14 protein-coding genes are annotated in these 12,936 nt (G+C 45.4%); 8 read left to right on the plus strand and 6 right to left on the minus strand.

Going from position 1 to position 12,936, the window contains the following annotated elements:
* Nucleotides 1-147 precede the first annotated feature (147 nt).
* The 7 genes from rpe to U1F02_RS06775 all read left to right on the plus strand — a co-directional run bounded on the left by rpe (nt 148) and on the right by U1F02_RS06775 (nt 6,736).
* Complete coding sequence (gene rpe, locus U1F02_RS06745; protein WP_409989610.1) at nt 148-834, plus strand: ribulose-phosphate 3-epimerase; 687 nt, start codon at nt 148-150, stop codon at nt 832-834.
* 363 nt (nt 835-1,197) lie between these two features.
* Nucleotides 1,198-2,673, plus strand: a complete 1,476-nt coding sequence (gene trpE, locus U1F02_RS06750) for an anthranilate synthase component I (RefSeq protein ID WP_409989611.1) — start codon at nt 1,198-1,200, stop codon at nt 2,671-2,673.
* The gene (locus U1F02_RS06755; RefSeq protein WP_409989612.1) at nt 2,670-3,251 is read left to right on the plus strand and encodes an anthranilate synthase component II; all 582 of its coding nucleotides are present in this window, start codon (nt 2,670-2,672) and stop codon (nt 3,249-3,251) included. The genes trpE and U1F02_RS06755 overlap by 4 nt, the downstream gene beginning before the upstream one ends.
* Entirely contained in the window at nt 3,252-3,641 is a 390-nt protein-coding gene (locus U1F02_RS06760) for a tautomerase family protein (protein WP_409989613.1), read from the plus strand. It begins immediately after the preceding gene.
* Between the two features lie 97 nt (nt 3,642-3,738).
* Nucleotides 3,739-4,767 carry an anthranilate phosphoribosyltransferase gene (trpD, locus tag U1F02_RS06765; protein ID WP_409989614.1) on the plus strand — a complete coding sequence of 343 codons (1,029 nt, stop codon included), beginning with the start codon at nt 3,739-3,741 and terminating at the stop codon, nt 4,765-4,767.
* A 22-nt stretch (nt 4,768-4,789) separates the two neighbouring features.
* Nucleotides 4,790-5,587, plus strand: coding sequence for an indole-3-glycerol phosphate synthase TrpC (trpC, locus tag U1F02_RS06770; RefSeq protein ID WP_409989615.1), 798 nt, complete (start codon nt 4,790-4,792; stop codon nt 5,585-5,587).
* Nucleotides 5,588-5,647: 60 nt separating this feature from the next.
* Nucleotides 5,648-6,736 (plus strand): helix-turn-helix transcriptional regulator, encoded by a 1,089-nt coding sequence (locus tag U1F02_RS06775; protein WP_409989616.1) that lies wholly within the window; start codon nt 5,648-5,650, stop codon nt 6,734-6,736.
* Between the two features lie 2 nt (nt 6,737-6,738).
* Here the strand turns inward: U1F02_RS06775 and U1F02_RS06780 are convergent, their stop codons facing one another.
* Nucleotides 6,739-7,896, minus strand: a complete 1,158-nt coding sequence (locus tag U1F02_RS06780) for a serine hydrolase domain-containing protein (RefSeq protein WP_409989617.1) — start codon at nt 7,894-7,896, stop codon at nt 6,739-6,741.
* A gap of 176 nt (nt 7,897-8,072) precedes the next feature.
* A complete protein-coding gene (crp, locus tag U1F02_RS06785; protein WP_409989618.1) occupies nt 8,073-8,708 on the minus strand; it encodes a cAMP-activated global transcriptional regulator CRP in 636 nt (211 codons plus the stop codon).
* A gap of 233 nt (nt 8,709-8,941) precedes the next feature.
* Between crp and U1F02_RS06790 the strand changes: the two genes are divergently transcribed.
* Complete coding sequence (locus U1F02_RS06790; protein ID WP_409989619.1) at nt 8,942-9,361, plus strand: OsmC family protein; 420 nt, start codon at nt 8,942-8,944, stop codon at nt 9,359-9,361.
* Nucleotides 9,362-9,406: 45 nt separating this feature from the next.
* Here the strand turns inward: U1F02_RS06790 and U1F02_RS06795 are convergent, their stop codons facing one another.
* Genes U1F02_RS06795 through U1F02_RS06810 form a run of 4 tightly spaced genes read right to left on the minus strand, consistent with a single transcriptional unit; the run spans nt 9,407 to nt 12,895 of the window.
* Complete coding sequence (locus U1F02_RS06795) at nt 9,407-9,988, minus strand: membrane integrity-associated transporter subunit PqiC (RefSeq protein ID WP_409989620.1); 582 nt, start codon at nt 9,986-9,988, stop codon at nt 9,407-9,409.
* Between the two features lie 2 nt (nt 9,989-9,990).
* On the minus strand, nt 9,991-10,971 hold the full coding sequence (locus U1F02_RS06800; RefSeq protein ID WP_409989621.1) for an MlaD family protein: 981 nt from the start codon (nt 10,969-10,971) through the stop codon (nt 9,991-9,993).
* The gene (locus tag U1F02_RS06805; RefSeq protein ID WP_409989622.1) at nt 10,968-11,780 is read right to left on the minus strand and encodes an ABC transporter ATP-binding protein; all 813 of its coding nucleotides are present in this window, start codon (nt 11,778-11,780) and stop codon (nt 10,968-10,970) included. The genes U1F02_RS06800 and U1F02_RS06805 overlap by 4 nt, the downstream gene beginning before the upstream one ends.
* Before the next feature lie 2 nt (nt 11,781-11,782).
* Nucleotides 11,783-12,895, minus strand: a complete 1,113-nt coding sequence (locus U1F02_RS06810) for an MlaE family ABC transporter permease (RefSeq protein WP_409989623.1) — start codon at nt 12,893-12,895, stop codon at nt 11,783-11,785.
* Between the last annotated feature and the right edge of the window lie 41 nt (nt 12,896-12,936).

Here is a 12,936-nt window from a genome sequence, read left to right on the forward strand (position 1 = left end):
TTTCGTTGCCTTATCTAAACGCATCTCTTTAGAATGCAGGTATCTCAGCAGCAAGGGCGTTCCCAATGCGGGCTCTTCTGTTAATTAGATCATTTAGACAATCTGATCATTTAGGTAATCGGATCATTTACGGAAAACTTTAAGGCTATGCAGAACTTTAGACGAGATTTCAAGATCGCCCCATCTATTCTTGCAGCCGATTTTGCACGTTTGGGAGCCGAAGCGGAGGCTGTGGTAGCGGCTGGCGGCGACTTTATCCACTTTGATGTGATGGATAACCACTATGTTCCCAATTTGACCATTGGCCCCATGGTCTGCAAAGCGCTGCGTAAATACGGTATCACCGCGCCCATAGATGTGCATCTCATGGTAGAGCCGGTGGATGACTTAATTGTTCAATTTGCAGAGGCCGGCGCTACATATATTAGCTTTCACCCCGAGGCATCTCGCCATATAGACAGGTCTATCGAGCTTATTAAAGAGAAGGGCTGTAAACCCGGTTTGGTACTTAATCCCGCCAGTTCGCTGGAGCTGGTTAAAAACTCGCTTTACAAACTGGATATGTTGCTACTGATGTCTGTTAACCCCGGTTTTGGTGGGCAGAAATTTATTCCTCACACATTAGACAAGTTGCGTGAAGCGCGCGCGCTTATCGACGCCGGCGGCTTTTCGACAAGGCTTGAGGTGGATGGCGGTGTTGGAATCAGCAACATTCGTGAAATTGCGGAGGCAGGCGCGGATACCTTTGTTGCGGGTTCTGCAATTTTCGGTGCGCCTAATTATGCGGAGGCTATTCGTGCGATGCATTCGGAGTTGGCGGCCGCTAAGTTGTAACTGTTCTAAGTTGTAATTTAGGCGATCAATAAAACGGTTAGAGGGTAGGCATTTCTGGATTAATTCAGTACACTTGCCCTCAGTTCAAACGCAATAGTCTCAATATTGAGATGCAACTTCCGGGAATTTACCCTCGTGACAAACGCAACCTTTACCACTACAGAGTGCGCTGCCTACCTCGTCGCCCGATGGCGTCGCTAGTTCATTTCGCCTGTGTGCAAGCCGTTCGTTGTGTTTGCATGTGAGGCCTCTTCTCCATGTTTGCGCTCTCTATTCGCTAGAATCGCAAACTCGAATTAATAAATGAAAAAAGCTTGCCGCATTGGCTCAACCTAGGAGCGCGGCGAGTAAAAAGGTAATGACATGACTCCCGAACATTTTGCCGAGTTGGCCCAGCAGGGCTATAACCGTATTCCTGTTATGCGCGAAGTATTAGCAGATTTGGATACGCCGCTCTCTTCTTATCTTAAATTGGCCAGTGGGCCTTACTCTTATTTATTTGAATCTGTGCAAGGCGGCGAAAAATGGGGCCGTTACTCCATGATTGGTTTGCCTGCGCGCACCATTCTTAAAGCCTTTGGCGATGAAATTCAGGTTGAGCGCGATGGCGAAATTGTTGAACGCCATACACGTGCAGATGCTTTAAGTTTTGTGGATGAATTTAAGCAGCGTTATCGCGCGCCTGAATTGCCCGGCTTGCCGCGTTTTACGGGTGGTTTGGTAGGCTACTTTGCTTACGATTGCGTGCGTTATGTGGAACCGCATTTAAAAGCATCCATGCCTAAAGACATCATAGGTACGCCGGATATTTTGCTCAGCGTTTCTGACGAAGTTTTGGTGTTTGATAATCTTGCCGGAAAACTTATTTTTGTCATTCATGCGAATCCAGAAGTCGATAACGCCTATGCAAAAGCCAATGCGCGTTTGGATGAACTTGAAGCAAAACTGCGTGGTGAAATTCCCGCAACACCCAGTTTGAGCTTGGGCATGAGCACCCACAGTGAAGCGAAATTTCAATCGCATTTTGGCGAGAAAAATTTCCATGATGTTGTCGATAAAATCAAAGAATACGTTTTGTCTGGCGATACTATGCAAGTGGTTATCTCCCAACGCTTGTCGATTGATTTCACGCAAGAACCAATCAATTTGTACCGCGCACTGCGTAACCTGAATCCATCGCCCTACATGTATTTCATGGATTTGGGCGATCACCACGTTGTGGGGTCAAGCCCTGAAATTCTCGCGCGTTTGGAAGATGGTGAAGTTACTGTTCGCCCCATCGCCGGAACACGTCGTCGTGGTTACACGCCGGAAGAAGACAAGGCACTTGAAATTGAGTTGGTCAATGATCCAAAAGAAATTGCGGAACATTTAATGCTGATTGACTTGGGGCGCAACGACGTGGGTCGCGTTGCTGAAATCGGCAGCGTAAAGCTCACCGACAAAATGGTCGTAGAGCGTTACTCGCATGTTATGCACATTACCTCCAACGTAACCGGAAAATTAAAAGCCGGTTTGGATGCAATGGACGTTTTACGTGCTGCGCTTCCTGCGGGTACTTTAAGTGGCGCGCCGAAAATTCGCGCAATGGAAATCATTGACGAATTTGAAACAGAAAAACGCGGCATCTATGGTGGCGCGGTAGGTTATATCTCCTGGAATGGCAACATGGATACTGCAATTGCGATTCGTACAGCAGTAATCAAAGATAACAAGCTTTATGTACAAGCGGGCGCTGGTGTTGTTGCGGATTCAGTACCTGCCTTGGAATGGAAAGAAACCATGAATAAAGCGCGTGCCATTTTTAAAGCCGTTGATATGGTGGGAGAAGCAGAATGATTTTAATGATTGATAATTACGATTCGTTTACCTACAACCTGGTGCAATATTTAGGTGAGTTGGGTGCAGATGTAAAAGTTGTGCGCAACGATGAAATTACCATAGAAGAAATTGCTGCACTCGCCCCAGAAAAAATTGTGATTTCTCCCGGCCCATGTACGCCTACTGAAGCGGGGGTTTCGGTTGATACGATTAAAACCTTTGCGGGAAAAATTCCACTGCTAGGTGTTTGTTTAGGTCACCAAAGTATTGGTCAGGCTTTAGGTGGAAAAGTGATTCGTGCACCTTACGTAATGCACGGTAAAACCTCGCAGGTTTATCACAACAACACGGGCGTATTTACCGGCCTGAAAAATCCCTTTCAAGCTACGCGTTATCATTCTTTGGTGATTGAAAAAGAATCTATTCCTGAGTGTTTGGAAATCACCGCGTGGACGCAAAATGAAGATGGCAGTATGGGCGAAATCATGGGCGTAAAACATAAGACGCTTGCGGTTGAAGGTGTTCAATTTCACCCCGAGTCGATTTTGACCGAGCAGGGTCACGACATGTTGCGTAATTTTCTTGAGGGCAAATAAATGTCCCAGATCAAGATTTACGGCCTAAAATCGTCTCTCGATCCCATTAAAGCAAAACTGTCCGATACGATTCATTCATGTGTGATGGACGCTTTGCAGTTTCCGGCCGATAAACGCGCACATCGTTTTATTGGTTTGGAGATAGATGACTTTTTTATGCCAGCAGGCAGAAGTGATTCCTACATTATTATCGAAATTACGATGATCGAAGGTCGCTCGGTTGATGCGAAGAAAAAACTGATTCGCTTGTTATTCGACAGAATCAAAGCAGAAATTGGTATTGATTGTATGGATGTTGAGATTTGTATTTACGAAAGCCCGGCTTGTAACTGGGGTTTTCGTGGGATGCATGGCGATGAAATAAAACTAAATTATTCGATCAACGTTTAACTGCATAGAAATATTTGAGAGATTTACAATCTCAAAATAAACATGGTGCACGACAGTTATGCTGTCGTAAGACATCACAATAAGAGGCAATAGGTAAATGGATATCAAACAGGCGTTAAGTACTTTGGTTGCGCGTGTAGATCTCAGCACAGAAGAAATGATTTCCGTTATGCGCGTTATTATGACGGGCGGCGCTACACCTGCTCAAATCGGTGGATTCTTAGTTGCGTTACGTATGAAGGGCGAAACTCTGGATGAAATCACTGGCGCTGCTATGGTGATGCGAGAACTTGCAACACCTGTTGATATTCAAGCGGATTATTTGGTTGATACCTGCGGAACAGGTGGTGACGGTGCAAACCTTTTTAATGTGTCCACAGCCAGTGCTTTCGTTGCAGCTGCGGCTGGCGCGCGCGTTGCCAAGCACGGGAATCGTTCTGTTTCTAGTGTAACGGGCAGTGCAGACGTATTAGAAGCTGCGGGTATTAAACTTGATATAACCTCAGAGCAAGTTGCGCGTTGCGTAAAAGAGATTGGTGTGGGTTTTATGTTTGCACCAGCGCATCACAGTGCAATGAAACACGCGATTGGCCCGCGCAAAGAATTAGGCATGCGTACTATTTTTAATATGCTCGGCCCCATGACAAACCCAGCTAAAGTAAAGCGTCAGGTTATTGGTGTTTTTAACGGTGCTTTGTGTAAACCCATGGCAGAAGTGCTGAGTCGTTTAGGTAGCGAACATGTCATGGTTGTACACGCGAAAGATGGCTTGGACGAAATTAGTCTTGCCACAGAAACGCAAGTTGCGGAATTAAAGAATGGTGAAATTCGCGAATACACTATCAAGCCTGAAGACTTTGGCATCCAAAGCAAAAGTTTGATTGGTTTAAGTGTATCCAGCGCCGAAGATTCACTGTTGTTGATTAAAGATGCATTGGGCAACCGCCGTGGACAATACGCTGAGAAGGCCGCTGATATTATTACCTTAAATGCCGGTGCAGCTATTTATGTGAGCGGTGTGGTCGATAGTTTCGCCGATGGCGTTGAAATGGCGCGCGATGCAATTGGTAGCAGTTTGGCGGGTGAAAAAATTCGCGAGCTTGCTGCCTTTACCCAATATTTATAATGGTTTGAATTGAGAAAATTGTATGTCTGAAACACCAACCGTATTGCGCAAAATTATCGCGCGCAAATGGGAAGAAATCGCAGCGCGTAAAGAGCATACCTCTTTGGCTGATTTAAAAGTACGTGCTGCAGAGCAAACAGCTGCACGTGGATTTGTGAACGCTATTGAGCAAAAAATTGCACAGGGTAAATCTGGTGTAATCGCTGAAATTAAAAAGGCATCGCCAAGTAAAGGTGTAATTCGCGAACATTTTGTACCAGCAGATTTGGCGCGTTCTTATGAAGATGGTGGTGCAGCATGCTTGTCGGTTTTAACTGATGTGGATTTCTTTCAAGGTGCAGACGAGTATTTACAGCAAGCGCGCGCGGCAGTAAACCTTCCCGTTATCCGCAAAGATTTTTTGGTGGATGAGTATCATATTTACGAAGCGCGCGCCTTGGGCGCAGATTGTGTGCTTTTGATTGTTGCAGCCTTGGAAACTGCCAAGCTCAAAGAACTGAATTCGCTTGCGCAAGAAATCGGTTTGGATGTGTTAGTAGAAGTGCATGACGAAAAGGAGTTGGATATTGCGTTGGAATTGCCGAACAAACTCATCGGAATCAACAATCGTAACCTGCACACATTCGATGTAACGTTGGAAACAACTTACAAGCTACTTGATAAAATCGGTAGCGAGCGAATTGTCGTGACTGAAAGCGGTATTTTGGCTCCCGCAGATGTAGAAGCCATGCGAGCGCGAAATGTGAATGCGTTTTTGGTTGGCGAAGCCTTTATGCGAGCTGAGGATCCAGGCACAGCATTGAAAGAATTCTTTCGCTAATTACTCATAATGCTATTAACCGACGTTCTTTCTTTAATAGCGGCTACTCACGGTATATTTTTGGCGTTTTTATTAAAACGCTTTTCGGGTTCTGCTCCTAATAACTTACTCGTTGCATTATTAGTCGCCATTTCGTTGTGTTTGTGTGTCGATTTGTGGGTAACGACTCCTGTGGTGTATGAGTACCCGCAGTTAGCGCAAATACTAACGCCTGTCTATTTTATGATTGGCCCTTTGTTGTTCTTGTATATCAAGGGAATATTAGGGCGCAATTCAGTCTTTAACGTTTTTCATCTACTTCATTTTTTACCCACTATTATTTTTTACGCACTAATTATTGTTATTGATTTGATAGGTAGTACAGAAGACTTAAGGAAATATTTAATTGCGGATAGGGAAGCCACGAGCATTGATGGATTCGGCGTGGCAATACAGTTGCAGGTGGGGATTTATCTGTGTTGTAGCGTTATGCTGTGGCGTAGATTTGAGAAGGCGGTTAAAAAAGAATATTCGTCAGACATTATTTTAACCATGAATTGGCTTAGGCAATCCCTAATAATATTTTGCGCTATGTGGCTTGTGTGGGTGCTAGGTGATTTTTTAAATTCGTCTCTTGTTGTTCTCAGCGATTTTGCGATGATGGTCGGTGTTTACTTTTTAGGGTATAGCGCATTACTGCATAAAAATATTCTGCTCCCGGCGCTAAGTCTTGCAAGGTTTGATGACGATCATAAACGCCAGCCATTGGTTAAGACGTTGGCTTCAACAGGTTCAAATCGTTATGCACGAGCGAAGCTAACTGAATCGCGTACTGCGCAATTAAAGCATGAGCTGCATACAGTTTTTACCAGAGATCATCCCTATCTAGAGCCTGAGCTAACCTTAACGCAGTTAGCTGAATTGTTATCCGCAACACCTCATGAGTTATCTCAGTTGCTTAATGAGGAACTAGGCGAAAGTTTTTTTGACTATATTAATCGGCATCGTGTGATTGAGGTTCAGCGCTGTTTACACGATGCTGCCTACGGGCAACAGACCATATTGGATATTGCGTTGGCATCTGGATTCAATTCAAAAGCAACATTCAATGCGGCTTTTAAAAAGGTCACAGGCATGACGCCAACACAATATCGAACGAATCAAATCTAGGATTAATGTTTTGCGTTTACGTAAAGTTGTAGGGCATTGTTTTGTAACAGACTAGCTACCCAAGGTTGGTTATCATCATCGGTGGCTGTATTGGCCAGTGCGAAAACGCCAAGGCTTCCTTTTTGATCGAGAATCGCAAGCGACGTAAATCCGTCAGTCTCTCCAAGGTGTAGAAGAATTGCCGCGTTACTTTGCGTATTTTTAATCAACCCCCATCCTAGTTTATATTCACCGTCACTCATCTTTTGCAGCTTATCGATGTAGCTGAAGGGAATGGGAGTATTTTTGCCACTTAATGCCATCAGGTGCCAACGCAAATATTTGCCGTAGTCTTGGGCGGTCATACAAAGACTACCAGCCGGTGCTATAGCGTCATCCAGTCTTAGCAGTGTCTCATCCAGTGGGTTTACTTGGGTCAAGTGATTTTTTTGCCCCAGATACCCCAAAGGCTGGTTCGCCAATTGTGTTGCGGGCATCGTCATGATGGCGGATATGCCGAGTGGAGCTAATACCCATTGGTTGACTAGGTTGAGGTAGCTGTCTTTCCCTAGTTTTTCGAGCATTGCGCCCGCCACTGTATATCCTGCGTTGGAATAGCTAAAACTGGTTCCTGGTGCCGCAACAGGCTTTTGATTCAGTATCCATTTTATGATGTGTACTCGTCTTTCCCATCGATCATCAGGGAAATCTCCGTCATAGCTTTGAGCCTCCTCAATACTGGTTAATGGAATCATACCGCTGCGATGATCGAGGAGTTGTTCAAGTGTAACTTCCGAATACTCAGCGCGAATATTGTCTTTAAGTTCGGGCAGTACATCAATAATGCGGCTGTTCCATTGAACTAGCCCTGCTTCAACCATCTTCGCAGCGAGCATGGCAGTAATAGATTTTCCATTGGAACCCAATGCGAAATATTGTGTGGATTGAAGGGCAATACCTTGTTCTTGATTGGTAAAACCTGCTGAATCAAAACTCGTGCTCTCTGTTGTGAGCTTACTGAAAACGGCTCCTACTAATCCCTGCTGAACAACTTGCTGTGCTGTTCTAATCATAGGGGGATCTTCTGGCTTTTTATCATCCTGGTTACACGAGGATAGACAAGCGCTTACTAACACAGCGCCCGTTACGAAGAATGAATGCAAATAGTTTTTATTGATCACAGAAAGCTCCTTGGGTATTTGAAATGGGAGCTCAGTGTGCAAAGGAATCTACGAGGTATCGTCTTTTCCCATCGGATAAGACGGTGTGGGCGAGACTGTTAGTATTTAACGCAATGCCAGATACAAAAAAGCCCGCGAGATGCGGGCTTTTGAGAGCAGGGAATATAGGGGGGGAATTATCGCGTTCCGTACACCACCATGGTTTTACCTTTCACCAACACCAAGCCTTGATCCTCCAAGGTTTTAAGTACGCGGCCAACCATTTCACGTGAGCAACCTACTATGCGGCCGATTTCCTGACGGGTGATTTTGATTTGCATACCGTCCGGGTGAGTCATGGCGTCGGGCTCTTTGCAAAGCTCGAGTAAGGTGCGCGCAACGCGACCAGTCACATCCAGGAATGCTAGGTCGCCAACTTTACGGGTGGTGGCACGCAAGCGTCGAGCCATTTGCATACCCAGGGCAAACAAGAACTCAGGGTGTGCCTCTGAAATTTCCTGGAACTTGGCGTAACTGATTTCAGCCACTTCACATTCGGTTTTGGCTCTTACCCACGCACTACGCGAATCCTTATCGTCGAATAAGCCCATCTCACCAAAGAAGTCGCCGTCATTAAGGTAGGCAACGATCATCTCGTGGCCGTCGTCATCTTCGATCAAAACGGTGACAGAACCTTTTACGATGTAATAGAGAGAGTCGCTCTTATCGCCAGCATAGATGATGGTGCTTTTAGCCGGATAACGGCGGCGATGGCAATGAACCAGGAATTCGTCCACGTTCTTGATGTGAGGGGTAAGTGATACAGCGACCAAGTTGTTGCTCCTGTTTATAAGCGTGGGGCGATAAATATTTTTTATTATGGCTGGAGAAAGCCAAATCTACCAGTTCAACGCCAAATCTTTGTGACGTTGTTATAAGCCCAGAGTGGAATCTTGTCCACAAGAAAGTTGTAAATTGAAGATCATTGTTGATTTTGGTGACATTTTCATTTTTAAGACAGTCCTGTGGTAACCTTGCCGCCTTAATTATTGTGGACGAGGTTTCTATGCAAGCAGTTGTGAAATGGGTTGATGGCGCGCAGTTTTTGGCCGAGTCAGGCAGCGGCCACGCGGTATTGATGGATGGTCCACCAGACCATGGCGGTCGCAATACAGGCGTGCGTCCCATGGAGATGCTGTTGATGGGATTGGGTGGCTGTTCGTCTTTTGATGTGATGAGCATTTTGACCAAGGCTCGCCAAGCAGTGACCGATTGCCGTTGTGAGTTGCAAGCAGAGCGTGCCGAAGGAATCCCTTCGCCATTCACCAAAATCCATATGCACTTCATTGTGACGGGTAAAGAACTTAAAGAGGCTCAGGTGAAACGTGCTGTCGAATTATCTGCCACAAAATACTGTTCTGCATCTATCATGTTGGAAGCAGGTGGTGTGGAGATCACTCATGCCTATGAGATCCGCGAGGCTTAATTTCGTTTAACCCGCCTTTGTTAAGGCTCCTTTCCGACTCTGGTCTCAAGGAGCCTTGTTCAAAGCATCATCCATTTCCTTTGAAAGCTCACCCAGCAGTTGGCTGTAAGCCTGTGCTAAACCCTTTGTACCAGAATCAGCTTGAATGCTGCGTAAAAAGTTGCGGCGTAAAGTTCCGCTTTTCCCGTCGTTATCTACCAGTTCCCAAGTCGCGTTGATGTTCGCGTTTCTACCAGTGCGCGAAAGCTGGTCTATGTGAATGCGCAGGCTATAGCGCGGCTTGCTGTCGTTTCGCCACGGAAAATGAACAAAGCTGCGTGAGGGATTAAGCTGCGTTAAATTGAGCGAAATGACTCGCGCAATGCTTTTGTCTAATGGCTCTGCCCAGTAAGCGTTATCAGCTAAGGTGAGCGTGTTGTCAGATTGGCTTTCGATAATTTGGGAGCGCATCAAGTATTCCGCGATATCCACGGGGCCTATGCCAATCAATTGTGATGTTTGGTTGCTAGCGCTTTGCGTTGCCGCTTTTTCGTTAAGCGGCGATAAGTAAAAATAATTCTTTTTGGGCGAGTGCTGGCACGCGCACAAAAGAAGACAAAGGCCGCTAACGAATAAAAATCTACGCATGATTATTTATCCTTGTTGGGAATGTTTTTGCCACGGAGCAGTGCTTCCGGCTGTTGTTCCAGCGTTTCAGTTAAATTGCGGAACGCGAGTGCCGAGCGGTTAATTTCACTCAACGTACTGTTCAGCTGATTAATCAGGGGTGAGTTTTCGGACACAGCACCATCAATAGATGCGGCGGTTTTGTTAACTTGCTCGAGGCTGTAACTTAAGTCCTGTAGGCTTTTGTTTAATGCTTTCGCGACTTCTGGCGTTTGTTTGTTGAGCTCTGCTAATAGCTTGTCTATTTCGCCGCGTGTTACCTCTATATTTTGACTTAGCTGCGTCATACGGGTATTAACATTGTTGGATGTTTTCTCAATGGAGACCGCAGCTTTGTTAATGTTCTTAATTGTTGTTTGGATCTCGCCGCCTTTTACAATGTTGTTAAGCCCAATCGCAAACTCATCTATATGACGAGCTATGCCTTTAATATCCATTTCGGCGAAGCTTTTTGAGAGCTCCTCGAACTGCGTGGCGACAGTGGGCAACTCTCGCGTATTCTGTTGCAAGCCATAGAGTTTGACAGGTGTGTCTGGGTAGAAATCAAGTTCCACATACAAGAGACCCGTTAAAAAACTCTGGAAATTTAATTGTGCACGAAGGCCGTTTTTAATGGCTTCATCAAAAAACTCGTTGGTGATGCGCGCACCTTTGCTATTGATGCGTTTTAATACCAAGTCCGCTGTAACTGCATTAACGATGGTTTTATTATCGCTTTGAAAGTTAATTTGAATATCCGTAATTTGCCCAAGCTCCACACCTTTGAGTTTAACGGGCGCTCCAACTTGTAAGCCTTGTACTGAGCCTTCGAAGTACATGATGACTTTTTCTTTCTCTGAAAAATATTTACCGCCAGAGAAAAAGAGTAAAGCCACAAAAATTAATATGAGCGCTCCTACAATAAACGCACCTATGGCAAACGAGGAATTTTTGGATTTACTCATAGTGATTGTTCTTCCTTAGGTTTATCCGCCGCTGTGTTTTCGGCACGGCTTAAAAACTGGCGGACTTTCTCTTCTTTACTGCTGTGTAATAGGACTTTTGGATCACCGCTATCCAGCATGGTTTTAGATTGTGCATCCAGAAAAATACAATTGGTGCCTATGGATAAAATACTGGGCAATTCATGGGAAACGATGATTACAGTAGAATCCAATGCTTGGCACACCTGTAAAATTAATTGATCTAGTCGCAAGGAGCTGATGGGATCAAGGCCGGCCGAAGGTTCATCGAAAAATAGCAATTGCGGATCAAGTGCAATAGCGCGAGCTAAGCCCGCGCGTTTATGCATGCCGCCGCTGATTTCTGCGGGATAAAAATCCTCAAAGCCGGCGAGGCCAACGAGAGCCAACTTGTAGGAGACAGTTTCTGCAATTTGTTTTTCGCTTAGGTCGGTGTAAAGCTGTAAGGGAAGGGCGACATTTTCCGCAAGTGTCATGCTGGAGAAGAGTGCGCCTGACTGAAAGGTGATTCCCCAGCTTTTTAACAATGAAAGCTGTGTGTCTTCATCGGATTGATAATAATTTTTTCCGTTGTAAAGCACTTCGCCTTTTGAAGGTGCTATCAAGCCGATCATGCTTTTCAGTAGTGTTGTTTTTCCGCAACCACTGCCACCGATAATAAAAAAGATATCGTTCTTGTTAACAGTGAAATTCAAATTTTGCTGCACGACTCGATCGCCGTAGCCGATGCAGATGTCTCTTGCCAAAATAAAATCTGTTTGTTGGGTTTCAATTTTATTTTGCGTATTCATTTTTAAATCCCCAGCTTGTCGTAGAGGATGTTAAAGGCAGCATCTGCAACCACGAGGTAAACAATTGCGCGAACTACGGCATTGGTAGCGGCCATACCCACAGCATTTGAATTTCGCCCACATTGCAAACCTGCTTGGCAACCTGCTATTGCGATAAGAACGCCGAAGAAGATGCTCTTAATAATTCCGGTGGAAATGTCTACCCAATCCACGGCATCCTGCGTTTGTAAAACATATTGGGTAAAACTTACATCCATATTTGCTGCGGTAAAAGCGCCACCAACCATGCCGATAATGTCAGCATAAATACACAGCAGTGGCATAACAAAAACCAAAGCGAGCATTCGCGGTAAGACTAAAAATTCTACGCTGGGAATACCCATGACTTTTAGCGCATCAATCTCATCGTTCACTTGCATAGTACCCAATTGCGCAGCATAGGCTGCACCGGTGCGACCCGCCATAATCACGGCGGTCATAAGTGCGCCCATCTCGCGCACCATGCCGAGTGAAACCAAATTGGCAACATAAACTTGTGCGCCCAGTTGCCGCAATTGTACGGAACCCAAGTACGCCAAAATCATACCGACGAGTATGCTGATTAACGTCACTATGGCTAAAGCTTGTGGGCCGGCTTGTTGGATAAAATAAAAAATATCGCTGCGACGCGTTTTAGCGCTGCCGCGCAACCAGCGAATAAGAGCCAGAGTGGTGTCGCCGATAAATGTGAGAGTTAATTGGACTTCCTGCCCGAGTGCAGTAAGACTTTTTTTAACAAGTGTGCGGAGCGAGGTTGGTTTAGTTTCGTTGGCCGGTTCATAAGCGGGAACGTCGGTTGCCAAGCGTAAGAGTTGTTGCAGCCCTTGCGGTACTTGTGAAATATCGAATTCAATATTGTTGCTTTTGCTCCAGCGCGCAATACCTAGCAATGCAATCGCAAGACTTGAATCCCATTGACCTAACTCACGGATGACAAGATCAATCTTCCGTGTATGTTCAGGAATTTCCGCGGTCAATGTGCTGCTATCGGGAGATTTGCCCAGTTCCCAATTGCCACTAATCACCAGGTTGCATTGCTGGTGATCGGCTTCAATACGAAAGTTGGCATCAGTCATCTTTTCCCTGCTGGATGTATTGCATTAGCTAGTGAATTTAG

The sequence above is a fragment of the Cellvibrio sp. genome (assembly GCF_046347455.1).
GTDB lineage: Bacteria > Pseudomonadota > Gammaproteobacteria > Pseudomonadales > Cellvibrionaceae > Cellvibrio.